Annotated in this window: 26 protein-coding genes; 13 read left to right on the forward strand and 13 right to left on the reverse strand. The window is 41.9% G+C overall.

Going from position 1 to position 20,345, the window contains the following annotated elements; all coding sequences use genetic code 11:
* Window positions 1-29 precede the first annotated feature (29 nt).
* From HYG93_RS04080 to HYG93_RS04100, 5 genes are all read left to right on the forward strand, one after another.
* Complete coding sequence (locus tag HYG93_RS04080; RefSeq protein WP_117006808.1) at window positions 30-2,018, forward strand: ATP-dependent helicase; 1,989 nt, start codon at window positions 30-32, stop codon at window positions 2,016-2,018.
* An 89-nt stretch (window positions 2,019-2,107) separates the two neighbouring features.
* Entirely contained in the window at window positions 2,108-2,359 is a 252-nt protein-coding gene (locus HYG93_RS04085) for an RNA-binding protein (protein ID WP_106985110.1), read from the forward strand.
* 47 nt (window positions 2,360-2,406) lie between these two features.
* On the forward strand, window positions 2,407-2,766 hold the full coding sequence (locus HYG93_RS04090; protein ID WP_106985111.1) for an ASCH domain-containing protein: 360 nt from the start codon (window positions 2,407-2,409) through the stop codon (window positions 2,764-2,766).
* A gap of 75 nt (window positions 2,767-2,841) precedes the next feature.
* Complete coding sequence (locus HYG93_RS04095) at window positions 2,842-3,345, forward strand: DUF6586 family protein (RefSeq protein ID WP_106985112.1); 504 nt, start codon at window positions 2,842-2,844, stop codon at window positions 3,343-3,345.
* A gap of 108 nt (window positions 3,346-3,453) precedes the next feature.
* Window positions 3,454-3,732 (forward strand): hypothetical protein, encoded by a 279-nt coding sequence (locus HYG93_RS04100; protein ID WP_106985113.1) that lies wholly within the window; start codon window positions 3,454-3,456, stop codon window positions 3,730-3,732.
* A gap of 64 nt (window positions 3,733-3,796) precedes the next feature.
* On the opposite strand, the gene HYG93_RS04105 is transcribed toward HYG93_RS04100, so the two are convergent.
* The 5 genes from HYG93_RS04105 to HYG93_RS04125 form a co-directional block, all read right to left on the reverse strand.
* Window positions 3,797-4,414: a DUF1294 domain-containing protein gene (locus tag HYG93_RS04105; RefSeq protein WP_106985114.1), complete on the reverse strand. Its 618-nt coding sequence runs from the start codon at window positions 4,412-4,414 to the stop codon at window positions 3,797-3,799.
* Window positions 4,415-4,557: 143 nt separating this feature from the next.
* On the reverse strand, window positions 4,558-6,276 hold the full coding sequence (locus tag HYG93_RS04110; protein ID WP_106985115.1) for a cation:proton antiporter: 1,719 nt from the start codon (window positions 6,274-6,276) through the stop codon (window positions 4,558-4,560).
* A gap of 136 nt (window positions 6,277-6,412) precedes the next feature.
* Complete coding sequence (gene rpmG, locus HYG93_RS04115; protein ID WP_001205031.1) at window positions 6,413-6,568, reverse strand: 50S ribosomal protein L33; 156 nt, start codon at window positions 6,566-6,568, stop codon at window positions 6,413-6,415.
* A gap of 12 nt (window positions 6,569-6,580) precedes the next feature.
* Complete coding sequence (rpmB, locus tag HYG93_RS04120) at window positions 6,581-6,817, reverse strand: 50S ribosomal protein L28 (RefSeq protein WP_000048256.1); 237 nt, start codon at window positions 6,815-6,817, stop codon at window positions 6,581-6,583.
* A gap of 162 nt (window positions 6,818-6,979) precedes the next feature.
* The gene (locus tag HYG93_RS04125; protein WP_106985116.1) at window positions 6,980-8,428 is read right to left on the reverse strand and encodes a coniferyl aldehyde dehydrogenase; all 1,449 of its coding nucleotides are present in this window, start codon (window positions 8,426-8,428) and stop codon (window positions 6,980-6,982) included.
* Between the two features lie 115 nt (window positions 8,429-8,543).
* Between HYG93_RS04125 and HYG93_RS04130 the strand changes: the two genes are divergently transcribed.
* The 5 genes from HYG93_RS04130 to HYG93_RS04150 all read left to right on the forward strand — a co-directional run bounded on the left by HYG93_RS04130 (window position 8,544) and on the right by HYG93_RS04150 (window position 12,382).
* On the forward strand, window positions 8,544-9,251 hold the full coding sequence (locus HYG93_RS04130; protein ID WP_106985117.1) for a TetR/AcrR family transcriptional regulator: 708 nt from the start codon (window positions 8,544-8,546) through the stop codon (window positions 9,249-9,251).
* 224 nt (window positions 9,252-9,475) lie between these two features.
* The gene (gene purU / locus HYG93_RS04135) at window positions 9,476-10,342 is read left to right on the forward strand and encodes a formyltetrahydrofolate deformylase (RefSeq protein WP_106985118.1); all 867 of its coding nucleotides are present in this window, start codon (window positions 9,476-9,478) and stop codon (window positions 10,340-10,342) included.
* Between the two features lie 221 nt (window positions 10,343-10,563).
* Window positions 10,564-11,331, forward strand: coding sequence for a TonB family protein (locus HYG93_RS04140; RefSeq protein WP_106985119.1), 768 nt, complete (start codon window positions 10,564-10,566; stop codon window positions 11,329-11,331).
* A gap of 26 nt (window positions 11,332-11,357) precedes the next feature.
* Window positions 11,358-11,978 carry a MotA/TolQ/ExbB proton channel family protein gene (locus tag HYG93_RS04145; RefSeq protein ID WP_106985120.1) on the forward strand — a complete coding sequence of 207 codons (621 nt, stop codon included), beginning with the start codon at window positions 11,358-11,360 and terminating at the stop codon, window positions 11,976-11,978.
* Window positions 11,978-12,382, forward strand: coding sequence for a biopolymer transporter ExbD (locus tag HYG93_RS04150; RefSeq protein ID WP_106985121.1), 405 nt, complete (start codon window positions 11,978-11,980; stop codon window positions 12,380-12,382). The genes HYG93_RS04145 and HYG93_RS04150 overlap by 1 nt, the downstream gene beginning before the upstream one ends.
* A gap of 97 nt (window positions 12,383-12,479) precedes the next feature.
* On the opposite strand, the gene msrA is transcribed toward HYG93_RS04150, so the two are convergent.
* The 5 genes from msrA to thyA all read right to left on the reverse strand — a co-directional run bounded on the left by msrA (window position 12,480) and on the right by thyA (window position 16,241).
* Window positions 12,480-12,998 carry a peptide-methionine (S)-S-oxide reductase MsrA gene (gene msrA, locus HYG93_RS04155; protein WP_106985122.1) on the reverse strand — a complete coding sequence of 173 codons (519 nt, stop codon included), beginning with the start codon at window positions 12,996-12,998 and terminating at the stop codon, window positions 12,480-12,482.
* A gap of 118 nt (window positions 12,999-13,116) precedes the next feature.
* Window positions 13,117-13,575 (reverse strand): META domain-containing protein, encoded by a 459-nt coding sequence (locus HYG93_RS04160; RefSeq protein WP_106985123.1) that lies wholly within the window; start codon window positions 13,573-13,575, stop codon window positions 13,117-13,119.
* Between the two features lie 112 nt (window positions 13,576-13,687).
* Window positions 13,688-14,716 carry a DUF4105 domain-containing protein gene (locus HYG93_RS04165; protein WP_171406298.1) on the reverse strand — a complete coding sequence of 343 codons (1,029 nt, stop codon included), beginning with the start codon at window positions 14,714-14,716 and terminating at the stop codon, window positions 13,688-13,690.
* 72 nt (window positions 14,717-14,788) lie between these two features.
* Window positions 14,789-15,301, reverse strand: a complete 513-nt coding sequence (locus tag HYG93_RS04170; protein WP_120365170.1) for a dihydrofolate reductase — start codon at window positions 15,299-15,301, stop codon at window positions 14,789-14,791.
* Between the two features lie 97 nt (window positions 15,302-15,398).
* Window positions 15,399-16,241, reverse strand: a complete 843-nt coding sequence (thyA, locus tag HYG93_RS04175) for a thymidylate synthase (protein WP_106985126.1) — start codon at window positions 16,239-16,241, stop codon at window positions 15,399-15,401.
* 242 nt (window positions 16,242-16,483) lie between these two features.
* On the opposite strand from thyA, the gene HYG93_RS04180 reads away from it, so the two are divergent.
* Window positions 16,484-17,035 (forward strand): hypothetical protein, encoded by a 552-nt coding sequence (locus HYG93_RS04180; protein ID WP_106985127.1) that lies wholly within the window; start codon window positions 16,484-16,486, stop codon window positions 17,033-17,035.
* Window positions 17,036-17,212: 177 nt separating this feature from the next.
* On the forward strand, window positions 17,213-17,740 hold the full coding sequence (locus HYG93_RS04185) for a peptidoglycan amidohydrolase family protein (RefSeq protein ID WP_121531037.1): 528 nt from the start codon (window positions 17,213-17,215) through the stop codon (window positions 17,738-17,740).
* 50 nt (window positions 17,741-17,790) lie between these two features.
* On the opposite strand, the gene HYG93_RS04190 is transcribed toward HYG93_RS04185, so the two are convergent.
* The 3 genes from HYG93_RS04190 to lgt form a co-directional block, all read right to left on the reverse strand.
* Window positions 17,791-18,156 (reverse strand): hypothetical protein, encoded by a 366-nt coding sequence (locus tag HYG93_RS04190; protein WP_106985129.1) that lies wholly within the window; start codon window positions 18,154-18,156, stop codon window positions 17,791-17,793.
* Window positions 18,156-18,542: a hypothetical protein gene (locus HYG93_RS04195; protein ID WP_106985130.1), complete on the reverse strand. Its 387-nt coding sequence runs from the start codon at window positions 18,540-18,542 to the stop codon at window positions 18,156-18,158. Before HYG93_RS04195 ends, HYG93_RS04190 begins: the two co-directional genes overlap by 1 nt.
* 110 nt (window positions 18,543-18,652) lie before the next feature.
* Entirely contained in the window at window positions 18,653-19,465 is an 813-nt protein-coding gene (lgt, locus tag HYG93_RS04200) for a prolipoprotein diacylglyceryl transferase (RefSeq protein WP_106985131.1), read from the reverse strand.
* Window positions 19,466-19,558: 93 nt separating this feature from the next.
* Between lgt and HYG93_RS04205 the strand changes: the two genes are divergently transcribed.
* The gene (locus tag HYG93_RS04205; RefSeq protein WP_178961884.1) at window positions 19,559-20,344 is read left to right on the forward strand and encodes an NRDE family protein; all 786 of its coding nucleotides are present in this window, start codon (window positions 19,559-19,561) and stop codon (window positions 20,342-20,344) included.
* Window position 20,345: the final 1 nt, after the last annotated feature.

The following is a 20,345-nucleotide window of genomic DNA, read 5'->3' on the forward strand; positions in this document are numbered from 1 at the left end:
TATAGGCCTAACCCGTATGATGAGACACCATGAGTTTAGCCAACCTGATTAATGAATTAAACCCGCAACAAAAACAAGCCGCAACAACAGAAGCACAGCATAGCTTGGTTTTGGCAGGGGCAGGTTGTGGTAAAACCAAAACCATCGTGGCGCGTGCAGCTTATTTAATTGATCAAGGTGTACCAGCCAATCAAATTCAAATTTTAACTTTTACCCGTCGTGCGGCCAGTGAAATTGTGGCACGTGTTGAACTGGCCTTGGGCGATCAAGCACTGGGCTTGCGAGCATCGACATTTCATACTTTTTGTATGTACTTGCTACGCCGTATTCCAAAAGCTTTTGGTTTAGAGCAGTTTTCCATTATTGATCGTGATGATCAAAATATGATGTTTCGCTTGATTCGTGGGCGCGACGATAAAAAAAATCCTAACTTTTTACCTAAGCCTGCTGAGCTTTGCGATCTATATTCTTATGCACGCAATACCCGTCAAAAACTGAGTGAAGCACTAGAAAAACAAATGCCCGAATATTTGGCGCTCAAAGACCAGATTGCGGACATTATGAAAGAGTACGAAGCCCGCAAACGTGCCCGTGCATTTTTAGATTATGATGATATTTTAGCCATTGTGGCGAAGGCTTTGGCGGAGTCTGATGGTTTAGTGGATTATGTGGCGTCGATTTGTCGTTATATGTTGGTCGATGAAATGCAGGACACCAATCCCTTGCAATGGGCTTTATTAGAGCCATTGAAGGATCGTGTAAGTTTATTTTGCGTGGGTGACGATGCGCAGTCCATTTACGGCTTTCGCGGTGCAGACTTTGAAAACATTCATCATTTTAAAGAGCGAGTGCCAAATGCTGAAATCTTTAAACTGGAAAAAAACTACCGCTCGACTCAAGAAATTTTAGACCTCTCTAATTGGTTATTAGATGAATCTGAAATTAAATATGACAAACGTTTAGATGCGCATCGTGGGGAAGGCATTAAGCCGAAAATGCATATTTTCCCAAATGAATTTGATGAAGCCAAATGGATTGCGATTGATATTAAAGAGCGCCATTATTTACAAGGCAACAAATGGTCAGATCACATGGTGCTGGTACGTTCGAGCTTTGCCGCCCGTAGTATTGAAGCAGCCTGCATTGCTGCCAACGTGCCTTATCGCTTTATTGGTGGCATGAAACTGCTTGAAACAGCGCATGTAAAAGATCTGATGAGCCTGCTTCGCCTCATGTCTAATCCACTTGATGACATTGCTTGGATGCGCTTTTTAACCTTGTGGAATGGTGTGGGGGATGTAGGCGCGAGTAAGCTTTCACAGCAATTGCTACTTGAACACGACATTGATGGTATTGCAAAGCAATTAGAGAAGTTTGGTAAAGTGCCTGCAGAAGCGATATTGATCATGAAGCAAATGTCGGTGCTCAAAGATCAGGTTAAAGCGTGTGTGAGCTTGGCCATTCAAGCGATTGAAACGCAGTTGGCGGAGAACTATAAAAAGGATTGGCCACGTCGCCAAGGTGATTTTGAGTTGGTCAAACAACTGGCGTCTAAGCACGATCAATTGGCAGAGTTTTTAGAAGCTTATGTGCTTGATCCGGTATCTATTTCTGAAATTGAACGCCAATCCGATACCGATGTCGTGACTTTAATTACTATTCATTCTGCCAAAGGGACAGAGCAGAAAGTCTGCTATGTGGCCAATGTTAGCCCAGGACAGTATCCAAACTCACGGGCAGCAGGCGATTTTGATGCCGTAGAGGAAGAGCGCCGTGTACTGTATGTGGCTTTAACTCGTGCGCAAAATGAATTGATTTTAACCAAGCAAAACTTAAATCATTGGGCGCGTGAAACCGTTGATGAGCAAGGACGCAAAGTTCAAAGCTACTTTTTTAATGATATGACGCGTCAATTATGTACGATGGAAACACATTATAAGCAACGTGAACAAACAGTAAAAACTGCTTTAATTGAGCGTAAGTCGATTAATTTAGATTTTGGCATCGATCTCGATTAAAATAGTGCATTGACGTGATTGAGCACGCAAGTTCAAAAAGCAACCATAGGCAAATGCTTTTTGAGGACGCTGCCTATTTGGAAAATTGAATGAATATTTTAGTACGTAACTTAGAGCGCTCGGTAACAGAAGCAGAATTACTGGAATTGTTTAAACCTTTTGGTAAGGTTGAATCAGCAGTGGTAGTGATGGATGCTGAAACGGGCAAATCTAAAGGTTTCGGTTTTGTAGAAATGCCAAATGGCCGTGAAGCAATTAAAGCGATTAAAGGTTTAAATACGCTGAAAGTGAAAGGTATGGGTATTCGAGTTAAATCTGTCGAAGACAAACCAAAAGCTTAATAAAGAAAGGGAGCAATAATTGCTCCTTTTTTTATGGTGAATTCAGCATGCAAACCTATTTCGCACTTTCTATTGTGGCTCCTGCAGGGCAAAAAATTGTCAATGGTTTAAAAACACTGGAAGTGCGCCGTTGGCGACCTGAGCAATTGCCTTTAAAGAATTTAGTGATTGTCGAAAATCAGCATTTTCTACACCAAGAAGGTGCGGAGGAAATGGGGCATGCCATTGCAATGGTGGATGTGCGAGAAGTCCATGCTTGGACTGAAGATGAAATTGAGCCTGCACAGGCCTCTTATTGGGAAGCAGGATACTGGGCTTGGACTTTAGAAAATATTCGTCCCATTGCAACAATACAACCACAAATTGCTAAACGGAAAATCTATTTAATTGAAATGGATCATCCATAATATTTATTGTGAATTCAGAGAGTTTGAGTTTAAGCTTGTGCTTGTACTCAACGCCAAAATGTAGGAATTAAATTCATGTCTCGAGTTGCTCGTTACCATGCTGATCGCACCAACCAAAAACTCTATTTTGCACGACTGGCTTGCCAACAAGCTGAGCAAGTAGAACATATTCAGCAAGCACAAGCACATCGAGAGGCTGCAGTATTTCACTTACACGGTGCGGTATTGGCGTTCTTGCAGGAACTGGTGCGCTATTATCGTTTAAATGACTTTAATCCAACTTTAAAATCTGTAGAAGAACATATGGCGGCTAAAGGTCAGGTGTCTCCTGAAATTTCCGTCATGCAAAAATTGGCCAAAGAAGGATTTATTGCTGAATTAAAGCGAGCTTACCGGATGTGTCAGTATGCACCAGAGCCAAGTGCACCGGAACCTGAGGCAGAAACCTCGTCAAATTTAATTATTAAAGTGACGCAGTCGCCTCAAGCATGGTTGCCTGATACCAAAATTTTACGTGAATGGCATCGTGAATTAACGCAGTTGATTGATGGCTTCCGTAATGAAATGGTGGAGTTCTAATTCGATTTAATGAGCAGTACTTGAAATTGCCAATTTCAACCCGATATTAATGATCTAAGCCGTGCAAAGTGCAGTAGCCTTTGCCACCATGTTGTGCATGGAGGATATATGTCTATAGAACAGTTGAAAGAATTATTTGGAAATCAAGACGCAATTTTAGAACTTGTGCAACTCGAGGGTGGTGAATTGGCCTTGCGTAATGCAGGCTCAGAGCAAGAGCCTTTGGTGACGATTCAATTTAATGAAGAGGTCCGAGCCTTACTTGGGGATCAAACACCTGTGATTGCGCAGCAGATGATTCAGGCTGCGCTATATGGTTTGCTTGAAAAGCAAGTCAATGAATGGCAAGCAGGCGTTGTGGATGAGAAGCCACAATATTTGAGTTAATCATTTAAAAAATTAAACGCACCTTTTGGTGCGTTTTTTTATGTGTGCATCGATCAAGTTGGCATTAAAATGTTGAAGGCCAAGTGAAGTAGACAAAGACCGCAAACACTATAATATTACCCAGCACCGTAAGCCAGAACGTTTCACGAAATTCTTTCTTTTGTGATTTATGACGTAAGCTGAGCTGAGCAATCAGCGCGCCTATCCAACCGCCTAAAAAACTCCATTGATGTAACGTTTTTTCAGGTGTGCGCCGTTGATTTTTTTGTGCTGCGTTTTTATCTTGCCAATACAAAAAGAAGGTCAGTAGGCTTAGCACGATATAGTAGCCAAGCACCCAAATACTGATTTTTCCCCAAAAGCATAAAGCTAATAACACTAAAATAAATGGATAGGCTGCAATTTTAGACAGCAATTGCTTGCCTTCTTCAGCTTGGTTATGTCGTTGATGGCGTAATTTTTTTCGTTCAAAGTCATGTAAAAATTGAATATTCACAGCTTGAGGGCGCTGATTGGCATCCATCTGAATATCATAGACCAATTGATCCCCTTCGCATGGGCGACGGGTTTTATAGCTAAAATTTTTAATATGTACAAAGACTTTATCAGTTTGCTGTTCAGTTGTTGCAAACCCAAAGCCTTGCTCGTCTTTCCAAGTGGTGAGTGTGCCTTTTGAATGCATGATGCCCTCGAAAATATTATATTTAAATATGTATTGTTAAGTGTTTGAAGCTTATCGGTTTTGCTTTGTTTTGACCAGTGTGTACTCAAAAAACGGATAATAAAAAACGCACAGAAGCGTGCGTTTTTTATAGCGTGATGAGCTTAATGCGTAGGGGCTTCATGATGCGCAATTTGGATTTGATTCAAAATATGATTGCTCATATTTTTGGCCATTTCCTCTTTGGCAAAATACACTTCGCCAATATTATCATTGCGGATCACTTCGGCTTCTTGCTTACTCTCAGCACATACCAAGACCTGAATTTGTGGGTTTAACGTTTTGGCAATATCTACAATTTTATGAATATCCAAAATATCCATGGGTGAGAGTACCAAAAGGCGTGCATGTTGAATGTGTGCTTGAATGAGTACGCTCGGTTCAGTGGCCATACCAGAAACAGCGGCAATGCCTTTTTCCCGTAAGTTTTCCACAATCTCACGGTTTTCTTCTGCAATCACCACCTTAATATTTTGTTTCATCAGCGTACGGGTAATACGACGCCCAACCTCACCATGGCCAACGATCACCACCTGATCGCGTAGGTAATCTTGTGAGACTTCATCTGGAAGCATTGCCAAGGGGTCACCACTACGTTCAAGTAAGCGAGCCAATGATGAGCGCTCACGAATCCATCTTTGTATTGGTTCAACGGCTGAAAATACAAAAGAGTTTAGGGTAATGGAGATGAGCGCACCGGCTAAAATTAAGTTTTGACCTTCAATAGACAGCAGTTGAAGTGAAACTCCGAGTGCAGCTAAGATGAAAGAAAATTCACCAATTTGAGCCAAGCTCGCACCAACGGTCAGTGCTGTATTGAGTGGATAACGGAAGAATAAAACCAAAGCCATGGCAGCGATGGTTTTACCAATCATAATAATGCCGACAACAGCCAATACATGCAGTGGTTGTTCTAGCAAGATCCTTGGATCAAACAGCATGCCAACAGAAACGAAGAACAAAATGGCAAAAATTTCACGTAAAGGCAGGGTTTCTTCTTCTGCACGGTGACTGAAGTCGGATTCCTTCACCACCATCCCAGCGAAGAATGCACCCAAGGCCATAGAAACGCCAAAGATTTTATATGCGCCAAATGCAATGGACACCGCAGCAGCAACAACAGTTAACGTGAAGAGTTCACGTGAGCCAAGGCGTGCCACAATTTGCATAATTTTAGGCACTAAGCGCTTGCCAACAATCAGCATGAAGGCAATGAAGCCTGCAACTTTCAGCAGTGTGATGCCTAAAGTCAGCCAAATGCTATCATCTGCATTGGCACCTTCAATGGCTTGCCCACCGAGTAGGACTGCAGTGGCAGGTAACAGAACCAATGCCAGTACCATCACGAGGTCTTCAACCAACAGCCAGCCTACGGCAATTTTACCATTGACTGATTCGAGCAGACCTCGATCACCGAGAGCTTTGAGTAATACCACTGTACTTGCACAAGACAGGCTTAGACCGAAAATGAGTGCAGAACCAAAACTCCAGCCCCAGAGCATAGAGATGCCGACACCTAAGAGTGTAGCGACAGCAATCTGTAAAATTGCGCCTGGGAGGGCAATGCGTCGAACTTGCATTAAGTCATTGAGTGAAAAGTGCATGCCAACCCCAAACATGAGGAACATGACACCAAGCTCAGCCAACTGATTGGCCAAATGAATATCACCGACAATACCCGGTGTGTTTGGGCTAATAATAATGCCCGCGACTAAATAGCCAATAAGAGGGGGAAGGCGTAAACGGGCGGCGATATAACCAAAAAACAGCGCAACACCAAACCCGACTGCAAGTAGGATAATGAGTTCTACATCATGTGGCACTAAAACCTCCTGAAGTCAGTGTATATTAGGGAAAAATTAAGCATAAGAAATGCCAATTATGCTGAAAGTGTAACAAGTCGAATAAAAAAAATGCAAAAAAAAACGGCCAGAAGGCCGTTTTTTTTAGAATCTAAAATTATTTAATTTTAGCTTCTTTGAAGATTACGTGTTGACGGATTTTTGGATCAAATTTTTTGATTTCCATTTTTTCCGGCATAGTACGTTTGTTCTTAGTAGTGGTATAGAAATAACCTGTACCAGCAGAAGAAACTAGGCGAATCTTATCACGCATTGTAATGACTCCTTAGATCTTTTGACCTTGAGCACGAAGGTCAGCAACAACCTTTTCAATGCCCAATTTGTCGATAATACGCATACCTTTAGTGGTTAGACGAAGACGTACAAAACGTTTTTCGCTTTCTAACCAGAAACGGTGGTGGTGCAGGTTCGGCTCGAACCGGCGTTTGGTTTTGTTATTGGCGTGCGAGACGTTGTTGCCAACGACTGGACGCTTGCCGGTAACTTGGCAAACCTTAGACATGGTGAACTCCATTGCTAGACAGCACCGATTGTGTGCCTAGTCATAAAAAGTAAACGGATGAAATCATTCAAGGGGCGTTTTATACCAAAAATACGCTTAAAAGACAAGCGATTTTCAATAAAACACGGCATGACTATGTGCGATAGATCATGCCTTGATCAGTTAGCGAAGAAGTGTCTTCGAAATTAGCTTGTGGATCGGCTTATTGAATGGTGGGAGAATGAATTTCAAGCTATACAGCTTTGGATTCGACATCACTGACCGTTCATGCGACAAACTAAAGAACCCTTCCGGACCATGGTATTTCCCCATACCTGATGCGCCAACGCCACCAAATGGTAAATCGTCTTGTGCAACATGGGTTAAAACCGTGTTTTGTCCAAAATGCCCTGAATGCGTACGCTGTGCGACATAGTCGGCACGCGCCTGATCAAAGTCGAAGTAGTATAAAGCAAGTGGACGCGGACGGCTATTAATAAACTCAATAACATCGTCAATTTGATCATATTCCATGATTGGAAGGATCGGCCCGAAGATTTCATTTTGCATAATTTGCATATCAGGGCTAACACCCGTTAGCAAAGTTGGTGCAATTTTGCGCACCGCAGCCACATCTTCGTGTTTTGAATTAATTTCAATGATTTGAGCACCCGATGCTTGCGCGTCTTCTAAATAGCCTTGCAGGCGGTTGTACTGTTTATCATTAATAATTGAAGTGTAATCTTGGTTATCTGCAAAATGCGGATACATATTTTCTGCACAGGCTTTAAAACGATCAATAAACTCTGCTGTTTTACCTCGAGGTAAAAATATATAGTCAGGTGCAACACAAGTTTGGCCTGCATTCCAAAGTTTACCTACAGCTAAACGTTCAGCAACGTCTTGTAAGTCCATGGATGGGTGAACCAGCACAGGAGACTTACCCCCGAGTTCTAAAATAACTGGGACTAAGTTTTCAGCGGCTGCCGCCATGACGGTTTTTCCGACATTGGTCGAGCCTGTGAAAATAATTTTGTCAAAAGCCAGATGACTAAATGCATCAGAGATTGCACCACCGCCATTAATCACAGCCACCAACTCTTGTGGAAAGGCTTCTGCTAAGGCTTTTTCTAACACAAAACCAAAGTTTGCCGATGCACTCGAAATTTTGATCATGGCATGGTTACCTGCAGCCAATGCACAAATGAGTGGTCCAATCGAAAGAAGAAGCGGATAATTCCAAGGGGTAATAATACCGACCACGCCCAGTGGTTGATATTGTACCCAAGCTTTTGCAGGCTGATGAATAATGCCAATATGTCGCTTAGACGGTTTCATCCAGCCCGTTAAATTTTTGCTGTAATATTTAATATGTTCAAGGCACGTAAGTAGTTCGCCAATTTTGGTTTCACTGATCGAACGGTTGCCATAGTCTTGATTAATTGCTTCAGCAAATTGATCTTGATACTTAACTAAGATACGCTTAAGACGAGCCAAACGGTCGATGCGTTCTTTTGCTGTAGGCAACGGGTAACGCAAATAAGCATTTTTTTGTTGCGCCAACGTATTTTCAAGATGTTGGGTATCAAGAGAATGAGGTGTCATTGATGTTGTTTTAGTCTGACTATTCATGTCGCACGACCATTTTCAAAGAGCGATTTATTAAATTTTTAGAGTAAATGCTCTAAATAGTCAAGTTACTTTATGTGTTATGAAATTAATGCATTGAATTTATGGTTGTTTTAGGATGTCCCAAACAAAAACGTTGAAAACCAAAGAACGTATTTTACAGCTGAGCTTACAGTTGTTTAATGAACGTGGCGAACGTTCGGTTACGACCAACCATATTGCAGCTGAACTTGGGATGAGCCCAGGTAATTTGTATTATCATTTCCGCAATAAAAGCGAAATTATTAAAGAATTGATGGAGCAATATCAAAAGGAAACGCTAGAAATGCTGGCGTTACCTGAAGATCGTCCTCTCGATGCAAATGATAAAATTCGTTATTTTCAGGTGCTGAGTAGTCAGCTTTGGGCATATCGCTTTTTACATCGTGATGTTTATCATTTGGTTGAAAACAATGATGATTTTCGTAAGATGTATCCACGCTTTGCCAGTCAAGTAATGCAACAAGGGCAAAAAATTTATAAGGCCTTTGTAAATGCAGGCTTAATGGAAATGACTGACTCAGAAATTGAGGCTTTGACCATTAACCTTTGGATTGTACTGACTAACTGGACGAACTTCTTGTATATGTCTGGTCATATTACCGATTCAAACCATTTGGAAGAGAAGTGGGTTTGGCAGGCATTGCGTCAAATGGTGTTCTTGGAAGGGGCATATTTACGTGGTGAAAGCCGTCAGACGTATGAGCATTTATTGGAAACGATGGGTGAGTCAGAGCTTTTTGAAAGTTTAGCAGCCTCGGTGCCTAAAACCCCAGAAGCACCCTAAGAGAACAGCTACCCAATAGGTGAAAATGAACACGCTTTTGTGCAAGCCACAGAAGCGTGTTTTTATTTTGTAGTTATACTTAAATGAGTAGTCGAATGAGCATAAAAACTCAACAATCTTCTCGAACAACTCGAATGTTCGATCCTACCTATTTAGTCTGTCTTTAAAACGCGTTAGAATACTCGGCTTACTTTTATTAATTGATTTTAGCGATACACACCAAAATGAATATGTCGACTGCAAATACTGCGCGCTTGCTCATTACCTGTGAAGATAAGCCAGGTATTGTGCAAGCTGTATCGAGCTTTTTGTATCATCATGGAGCAAATATTACCGCACTTGATCAATACGCAACGGAAGCTCAGGGCGGACGTTATTTCATGCGTGTTGAGTTTGAGCTTGATAATTTACAAAGCCGTAAAGAAAACTTATTACAGACTTTTGATAATAATGTCGCTGCACGTTATGAAATGCACTGGCGCTTGGCGTTAGTTAGTGACGTGAAAAAGGTTGGTATTTTGGTTTCCAAAGTAGACCACGCCTTGCTTGAACTTTTATGGCGCCATGCCCGTGGCGGTTTGCCATGTGAAATTACCAAAGTTGTGTCGAATCACGACACTTTACGTGAAGCTGTAGAAAACTTTGGTATTCCGTTTGAAGTTGTTCCTGTGAATAAAGAAAACAAACGTGAAGCTTATGCGCAAATTGATGAGCTAATGCAAGGCAATGATTTACTTGTTTTAGCACGTTATATGCAAATTCTGGATGAAGAATTTGTACAAAAATGGGAAATGAAAATCATCAATATTCATCACTCATTCTTACCAGCGTTTGTAGGTGCAAATCCATACAAACAAGCGTATGAAAAGGGTGTGAAGTTGATTGGTGCAACAGCGCATTATGTGACTGCTGATTTGGACCAAGGTCCGATCATTGAGCAAGATGTTGAGCGTGTGAGCCATGACTTTACCGTAGAACAGCTACGTGAATTAGGTCAGGATGTTGAGCGTAATGTACTTGCACGCGCTGTGAAATGGCATTTGGAAGACCGTATTATTGTGCATGGCAACAAAACTGTTGTATTCCAATAATGCTTTGAATCTAGTGTTTAAAAAAGGCATACTTTAAGTATGCCTTTTTATTGATGTGTTGCAGTTTATCATTCAAAAAAGCCATAAAAGTAACCAAATTAATAGTTGCAAATGAAAACACTTCTCATTTATCATTGTGCCACTTTAATTGTTCGAACCGATGAGTTTGATTGCAATTTTCATTCTATGTGCAGTCACTTGTTTAAGGTATATTGATTTTAATGACTCCTTCTTCTGCTCCGATGCTGCCAGACCCAAATTCGATGAAAAAGAAAGTCCTCACGGCACTTGTAGCTGTTGTGATTGGGCATGTTGGGGTATTGTGGGCAGTTGGCCAAATGAAAGCGCCAGATTTAAAGCCAATTGAAAAAGAACCATTAAAAGTACGCTTTGTAAAACTTCAGGAAGCACCAAAACCATTGCCTCCTAAGCCAAAACCAGAACCGAAAAAAGAACCACCAAAACCGAAAGAAGTTAAAATAGTAGATAAGCCTTTACCGCCACCACCGAAAAAAATTGAAAAAGTGGAGCAAGTGAAGAAAGCTGAAACGCCGAAACCCGTCGTTAAACCAGTGGAAACACCAAAACCAAGTCCAGTGGTATCTACAGTAGTCTCTGAAACGAAAAAACCTGTACCAACACCTGCACCAGCGCCAGTTGCACCGCCTGCACCTGTAGCTCCTCCGGCACCGCCTGCACCACCAGCACCTAAAAGTGTTTCTTTGGGTGGAGGTGTATCATGGTTACGTGCACCGAAGGTAAGTTTTGAAGGTGGTGAGCTGAAAGACTCATGTTCATTAGTGGTTGCAATATCAGCCAATGAGCAAGGTAAAGTTATTTCTGCTGATGCAAAAAATTCGAGTTGTAGTCCAGCTGTCAACCGTAAAGTTACGGCAGCAGTAAAACGGGCTCAACTCACCAAATATATTGAAAATGGTGTGGCGTATCCAACACGTGTGGAACAGCCATTCGACTTTCAACTTAAATAACCGGCTAACCCATTAGGAGTTCGAGTATGAACTTTTCAGTTTATTGGCAACATGCAGATGCAGTCAGCAAAACGCTGTACTTTGTGTTGTTGGCAATGTCGATTGCGACATGGACCATTTTTGTTTTACGCATTATGGGCACACGTCAGCTGAAACAAGTAGCTTATGCTCATCTTTCTGATGCTTTAACGGCATTAAAAGCAAAATTTGCGCCGTTAAACTTTGATCAACGTAAAGCAGTTGCTGAACAAGCTTTGCTTCGCCAAATTGCAGTGGAAAAAGCCAATGCAGAAAAAGGCGTTTCTGTACTGGGTACGATTGCATCACTTGCACCATTCGTAGGTTTGTTTGGTACGGTTTGGGGTATTTTCCACGCCTTGGTTGCAGTAGGTAAAAGCGGTCAAGCAGGTCTAGCTCAAGTTGCAACACCCGTGGGTGAAGCCTTAATTATGACAGGTCTAGGTTTGGCGGTCGCGATTCCTGCAGTATTGGCTTATAACATTTGTGTACGCTTTAACCGTACATTAAGCAATGAATTGCAAGATCAAGCACATGGCTTGTTGATTGATACCATGCTACAGCAAGAGTCAGTAAAAAAGACTGAAGTCACTGCGGCACAAGAAGGTTTAGTTGGAGGTCAAGCTTAATGGCTTTTCAATTGGGTGAAGACAACGATGCAGGCATGAATGAGATGAACCTCATTCCGCTCATCGATATTATGCTGGTATTGATGATCATCTTTTTGGTGACAGCGACCGTTGCCAACCCATCAATTCCATTAACCTTGCCACAAACTACTGCTGAAGTAATTGATTTACCACCAGAGAATGTGACCATTAGCATTAATGCAAATGGTGATATTGCATGGAATGGTAATGTGTTGTCGCTAGAAGAGCTTGAAACGCGCTTTAATACGGCAGCGGAAGCTGAACGTAAGCCAACCATCGTACTTAAAGCAGATAAAGAATCACGTTATGATACTGTCGCGCAAGTGATGTCACGTGCGAGTGGAGCCGGGCTCAGTGATATTGCGTTTGCAACAGATAATTAATCTGCATTTGAACATAAAAAAAGCAACCCAATAGGTTGCTTTTTTTATGCCTCAGCGTTGGGTTTTGTTGTTGAACTCCAAGTGAGCGTGCCAGCGACTATTTCATTAAATCTTGAAATTTACTTTGTAGCTTTAATAATTTGGGTGGAATTGCAAAATTGCAGTATCCCTGTGTTGGGTTACGGGCAAAAAAGTTTTGGTGATAGTCTTCGGCTGGATAAAACTCAGGGCTAGGGCTTAGTTCGGTGACGATGTCTAAACCTTCCGCTTTTAAAGCTTCAATCGCTTCCATGGCCTGTGAACGCTGTGCATCATCCATAAAGTAAATGACAGAGCGATATTGAGTGCCAATGTCATTGCCTTGACGGTTTAAGGTTGTTGGATCATGCGTCGCAAAGAACACATCAAGCAATTGTGCAAAGCTAATTTGTGATTCATCAAAATCAATCAGAATCACTTCTGCATGCTGTGTCGTTCCTGTGCAAATATCGTCATAACTTGGGTTAGATGTTAAACCACCCGCATAGCCGCTGGTTACTGCATGAACACCACGTAGTTGCAGAAATACAGCTTCTGTACACCAGAAGCAGCCACCGCCAAATAATGCTTTTTGCATAAGTTAAACCTAATTAATGTGTGAATTGTCTTTTAATATCGGGGCAAATTGCCAAGCTACAATGTTGCTGGTCTAAATCGCATTAAAAAGCCTGCAGAAGCAGGCTGATGGTCATGATTTAGCGGGGTTGCACTGCTAATTCAAATTTTAGAACTGGGTTGCCATAGCGGTCGAGCAGTTGCAGGGTTTTGCCAATGGTTTTGTAATGGGTGACTTTGGCTAATGCATCATTGAAGTCGCGATCAATATTATTGTTGTTCATGCAGGCCATACGTGTGCTTGCCATTTGACTCAATTGTAGCGTGTCACGTTTAACGCTATAGCTGCCCATAATGCGGTTACAGCCATCGGCACCTGATACACGTTTGGTTGCTTCATCAAATTGAATGCTCGGAATATTACGTGCTTGAGGCGAAGTTTGAATTACGGTATTACCAATCTGAGTGGCAATCCAAGTGCGGTTTTGCAGGAGTTGTAAATTTTCTGTACTTTCTGCAGTTGTCTTTGGCATGGTTTCGCATCCTGCAAGTAGTGCGACTGAGCTCATGGCTAAGGCAAGACATAACGGTTTTAACATGATTTACCCCATCTGTTTAATATTTAAACTTTAGCTTTAATATAAACAAATATTTAGCTCATTCGCTAGTCCAATTTGTTGCATTTATATATGTGGCTGTCCATGGTTTATTCTATTTTGAGTTTTGTGGTGCCGTGTGTGTCACAGAGCTGAGTCCTTGGCGAATCAGCGCAGAATACTGTGCACTACTGAGTGTATGGTGGCTTGTTACTCTTGGGTTAACATGTGCACGTCGATACCATGTAGCGATGTCCCATTGATGCGAAAGCGCATTTAAGTCATATAAATAATTAGGCAAATAGCCAGAAGCCAGTAAGCGATAATCGACAGGTAAGTGTTGCTTACTTACCGCCTGCACCATATCAAAGACTAAAGTGGTGCAGTTGCTGGTTAGCGTGTTATACCATTTGGCATGCTTGGCCAAATCGTCAGATTTAGACAAGTATTCTTCAAATAAAGCTTTACGTTCGGCCTCGCCCATGTTGATCGGGAAGAAATAGACCTGTTCGCCACGAATATTGCTCCGCGTATAGATAATATCTTTTTCATCAGCGGCAATCAGGCTGACTTCAAATTTACGAAAGAAGCCTCCAATGGCAGAGAAGTCTTCGTTTTTCTCTTTACGGATTTCAATAGAAAAGGTCAGGGGTGCACTGTGGGCAAAGTCAAAGCTGACGAGGGTATGGGCAATTTTAGGTCCCATCCAATAAGAGGTAATAATATTAACGCCAGTAATGTCATTTAGATTGTAGTGGCGTGTTTCCCAGCGTTCCGTATAGCGACCATCGGCATGCCAATCAAAATTACGGACATTGTGTAGCGTGACTTGGTCGCCGTGCTTTTCGTAGCTCAGCATTTTAGCGACTTCTGGATTCCAGTCACGGTCTTGTCGTGCAGGTAGGCTAAAGTACCCAATTAGGGCAAATAAAAAGGCTAAGCCGTAAATGAGTATATCTTTGCGACGACTGAGCAGGTGTGAAAAATAGATGCCTAAGATGCTCAGTGCAAAGGCAATCCAAAACCCGATAATCGCATAGCTCACAATGCTATTAATGGGCTGCTGTACCCAAATGGCCATACACAGCCAAGCTGAACTCAGAACTACAAATAGGCTAAATACCCCATGCGCAAGTTTGCGCATGAAAGATTTTATCGAGCTATTGGTTCGCGAAGGCTGTTGCATAAGACCATGTTATGTTTTCATTATTTAGCTTTATTTTCGGTAAGTTGCGAACTCAAAAGCAATCCCAGTTTTGTCGTCGATATGTTGTTCAGAGGCAACTTTATTGAAGTCAGATGGAATTGCTGGATAGTGGGCATCACCTTGTACATCCAGTTCGACATGCGTGAGTTCTAAGCGATCGGCAATGTCTAAGGTTTGTTTAAAGATTTCCCCGCCACCAATAATAAAAATGGTGTTGGGTTTTTCTGATACTTCTACATCTGTAACGGCGTGTTTTAAGGCATCTTCAATACTATACGCCACTTTAGTGCCTTCAAATTGCCAGTTTTGGTCACGCGTAATGACCCAGTTAACACGTTTTGGCAGGGTGCGTCCCATTGATTCTAAGGTTTTGCGACCCATAACGACCACGCCACCTTGGGTGATTTCTTTAAAGTGTTTAAGATCGGCAGAGATATGCCAAGGTAGGTCATTGCCTTTACCAATACAGCGCTGTTGATCCATTGCCACCACATGAACAACTTCTAAATTTTGGAACGCCATTGCCAACTACTCAAACACAATAAAAATTGACCCTATTAAAATGCAAAATCCCGCTTTTCGCAAAGCGGGATTTTGGTTTTTATGCAATTTAGATGCTTTAAACTGCAACTGGCGCTTTAATTCCAGGATGTGATTCATATCCTACAATTTCAATGTCTTCAAATTTGAAATCAAATAGGTCTTTGACATTTGGATTAAGTTTGAGTTGACATAACGTCATTGGCTCACGGCTCAGCTGTAATTTGGCTTGCTCGAAGTGATTGGTATAAAGGTGAGTATCACCACCAGTCCAAACAAAATCGCCTACGCCAAGCCCACAGACTTGCGCAATCATGTGAGTGAGTAATGCATAGCTGGCAATGTTAAATGGCACACCCAAAAATACGTCTGCACTGCGTTGGTAAAGTTGGCAAGACAATTTGCCATCTTGTACAAAAAATTGGAACAAAGTATGGCACGGAGGCAATGCAACATTGCCTGCTTCGTTAGGATTCCAACCTGAAACGATCAAACGGCGTGAGTTTGGGTTGGTTTTAATTTCATTCACCAGCCATTTGATCTGGTCAAAACCGTCGTCATTAAACGAACCATCGGCATTTTTAGTGGCACCAAAGTTACGCCATTGGTGACCATAAACTGGACCTAACTCACCTTCAGGACGTCCAAAACGTGCAGTCTGTTCTGCTGTAGACCATTCATCCCAAATGCTGACTTTGTTGTCTTTTAAATATTGAACATTGGTGTCACCTTTTAGAAACCACAACAGTTCAATCACAATTGAACGAAAATGCACTTTTTTGGTGGTGAGTAAAGGGAAGCCTTTTGAAAGGTCAAAGCGCATTTGATGACCAAATACAGAACGTGTTCCCGTACCTGTACGGTCGCCTTTGTCGCCACCGTTGTCGAGAATGTGCTGTAACAGGTCGAGGTATTGGCGCATATCGCTCTCATCATCTAAATAAAATTTTGCGGGCTATTTTAGCCTGTTTTTGGCGCAGAGCAAAATGCTACATACAGCGTGCAATTTTTGCATTTTGTTACGTTTTGAGATGAACTTTATGTCGCTTACTTACAATTTTATAAAGAAGATTTAAGTTTGGGTTTTTACTATCGTCTGCATGAAAAATAGTCTGGTTTTTTGCACAGGACTGCAAATTTGAAGTGAGTCATTGAGGACAGCGGATGTTAGTTGATAGCCAATACCTTGAAATACATAATAGTTATGCTCAGGCACAGCCACACGAGATTGTAAAAACCACAAATCAATATCCTCAGCGCACCAGTGTTGATCCAAAAGTTGATCCAAATTTAACAGCGCAATTTTTTCAAAAGCGTGATGTAGTTAACACTTTTAATATGGACAACACAACTGGAATTCAAATTGACCGATTTATTCAGAAGCTAGACAGTATTAAATCTCATGTGAGTTCGCAGCGTTGTGCGCGTAGTATTCGGATTGCTTTAGAAAGTGCAGGTGCTGTTATTGGCAGTCATCCTATTGCGGCTTCAGATTGGGGTGATACTTTAATGAAGCTGGGCTATAAACATATTCAGCCTGAGTTTGACCGTCCACAAGAGGGTGATATTTATATTATTCATCGGACTTCAAAGCATGTATATGGCCATATTGCTGGCTTTACAGGTTCGGAGTGGGTCTCGGATTTTAAGCAAAAAAGCTATGATGTGTATAAAGATGATGGCGTGCAATATGAATATTATCGTTTGGCACTTTAGAGTGAATATTTAGAATTAATTTGTTTAATAATTATACAAATAATGGATATTAAAGTACTTTTATTAAATTTTCTTACATTTTCGGCATGATATTTTAAGTTTAGGGGCGTAGTATCGGCCGCTGTTTAGGGCAGTAAATTCAATCGAGACGGATTGAAAAAGAGGTTGTTGTTTCACATGGTTTATGATCAAGGCGTTGACGTACAAAGTGTAAATGGTCCAGTCAAGGCAGAAATCGTGATCCGATCCCAGCAAGCACCAAAGCGTTCACATCGTAGTAATAGTCGGATGAGTGCGCAAGAAGATACGCCACGTAAGCTTTTTGGTGCGGACAATGGTCAGCGTATTGATATTGATAAATTTGCGCAGAAGCTTCGCGGTGTAACTGCACAAACCAGCTCGCAAAAATGTGCCAAGAGTGTTCGTATTGCTTTGGAGTCTGCAGGCGCGAAATTTAATAATCATCCTGTAGCAGCAGCAGATTGGGGCAATACCTTACAAAAAATTGGTTATGAACGAATTAATCAGTCTTTTGACCGTCCTAAAAAAGGCGATATTTATATTATTAACCGTACGCAAAAGCATGTGTATGGCCATATTGCGGCGTATACAGGTTCAAATTGGGTGTCGGACTTTCAGCAAAGTGGCTATGCGGTGTATAAAGACCCCAATGTACGTTATGAATACTACCGTTTAAATAAATAACGTCTGCCGTTCAGCAAAATTGAGCAAACATCTAATTTAACCGCGTCACGCTACTCAAAGCGCTTGGCGCGGTTTTCATAAATAGACACCAAAAACAAAGCAAGTGCGCTAAAGCAAATGCACTGTAAGGCCAAAATGGCACGGTGTGCTGTTGGAAGCTGACTGATAAGGATCAGTAGGGCGATGACAGGAGCAATCATTCTAAAATAATGAAATGCTTGGTTTGGAGCTTTCGCTTGTTGTTGAGCATAGCTTCGCATGAGGTGAATGGCGATCCCAATGGCCAAACTTAACCCTGCAAATAGGGGTGTCAATTGTTGAATTTGAGAAGCCCAATACACCACGGCACAGACAGCGATACACAGCACCAGTTTTATTTCACGCGTACAGCGTTTTGAATACCAAAATTCGAGCATTAGGGCTGTGCTTCTGGAGGTTGATTTTGATTCAATAAGGACAATGGTGAAAATAAGCAAATCGCCAAGGCCATAAAGCCAATCCCTTGTGCGCCTGGAATCAAAATTTCACCATCTTTCATGTGCATAAAAATGAGCGCCAAGAGTAATGCAATTGGAATCCACGTCAGTACACGGTAAAACAGTCCTGTTGGATTTTTACTGGCAAAGTGAATTTTACAATAGCGGCAAATCAGAAAAATAACACCTGTGCCTAAGAACATTAAAATGGCATCAAGTTTGAGGGGTTCTATCCAATACAGCACAGCAGTTGCTATGGCAATGAGGGCAAAGATCAGGAATTTTTTGACCACCGAAATTTGTGGATTAAACCAAAACTCAAGCATATTGGACTGTATCGATTGATAGAAAGGCTAAGACTTTAGCACAGAATGCGGTCAAAAATGCAGTACAAAAAAGCGGAGCTCAAGCTCCGCTAAAATGCTAAATCATGATGTTATTTATTTTTGAGCGGGCCCCAATCATAGATTTTTTTCTGGTACGCATACCATAGCATCCATAGGCCAATGAGGATCATTGGAACTGTAAGGAATTGACCTTTACTCATCCACCCAATAAAGAGTTGTCCATTGTCTGGTTCACGGAAGAACTCGACTACGAAGCGTGCAATACCATAGCCGATGAGGAACAGTGCAGAAACGGCAAAACGTGGACGAGGTTTAGAACTGAACCACCACAGCACGATAAATAAAATTAAGCCTTCACACAGTGCTTGATAAAGCTGAGATGGATGACGTACTAACTGTAATGGATCGGTTGGGAAGATCATGCCCAAAGCAAAATTTGGATCGTGTACAGGACGGCCATACAGTTCGCCGCCAATAAAATTACCAATACGACCAAACATCAGACCAGTCGGCACGCAGGGTGCAATAAAGTCTAAAGTTTGGAACCAGGTCATTTTGTACTTTTTGCACCAAAGGAGCATGGCCACCATCACCCCAAGGAAGCCACCGTGGAAGCTCATGCCTCCAGTCCAGACTTGGAATAGCCACAGTGGATTTGCCAGAAACTGATCAAAACCATAAAAGAAGACATAGCCTACACGGCCACCGATCACAACACCCAAGGCGCCGTAAAAAATCAGATCGGATACCATGTCTGAAGTCCAACCATCACGTTGTTTGGCGCGGTGCGTTGCGAGACCCCAAGCAAATAAAAAGGCCAATAAATACATCAGTCCATACCAATGGACTTGTAATGGACCCAGCGACACGGCAACTGGGTCGATATTTGGGTAGGTCAGCATTGCTGCTCCTTAGCATTTTGTTTTGCACAGATTTTAACGGAATCTATAGAAATATGTTGTATATTCAATGTGTAAAGATAATGAACTTTGACTATGTGTATTGTGGCCTTTGCTTGGCAAGTGTTGGATGATTTGCCACTGTGTTTAATTTCCAATCGTGACGAATTTTACCATCGTCCTACAGTGCCTTTGCATGTATGGGCACAAAGTCACATTGTGGCAGGGCAAGACTTACAATCGGGTGGAACATGGATGGGCGTGACGGCTACAGGGCGCTGGGCCATTATTACCAACTTTAGAGATGGCACAGACAAAACTGAATATGCCACTTCGCGCGGTCATCTTATACAAACATTTTTAGCCTCAAATGAAACGCCGATTCGCTTTGCACAGACCTTGGAAAAGCATCAATGTGACTATGCAGGCTTTAATTTATTTTTGGGTGATACCCAGCAAGCCGTCTATATGAGCAATCGAGGTGAGGCGCCACAAATCTTAGCAAAAGGGGTATATGTGGTGTCGAATGGACTTATGTCGGAAGATTGGGTCAAGACTCGACATTTACGTAAACGCTTTACTCAAGAGCTCTTACCAATGTTGCAACAGCCCCAAATACCCGCTACGGACATCGAACACGCCGTTTGGGATATTTTAGAAGATGAGCGCAAAGTGGTGCTTGAGCAACTCCCAAATACAGGTATTCAACCAGAAATGGAAGCGTTGTTATCATCCACTTTTATTCAAAGCCCTGTGTATGGGACACGTTGCTCCAATTATTTAAGTCTGCATCATCAACAGTGGCAATGGTTGGAAAAAATTCAGCAAGGTGAACAGCAAGGTCAAATCAATAAGTTGCAAGTGCCACTTCGTTCATCTTAAG

It is taken from the genome of Acinetobacter sp. SwsAc6 (assembly GCF_013391565.1).
Taxonomy (GTDB): Bacteria; Pseudomonadota; Gammaproteobacteria; order Pseudomonadales; family Moraxellaceae; genus Acinetobacter; species Acinetobacter cumulans.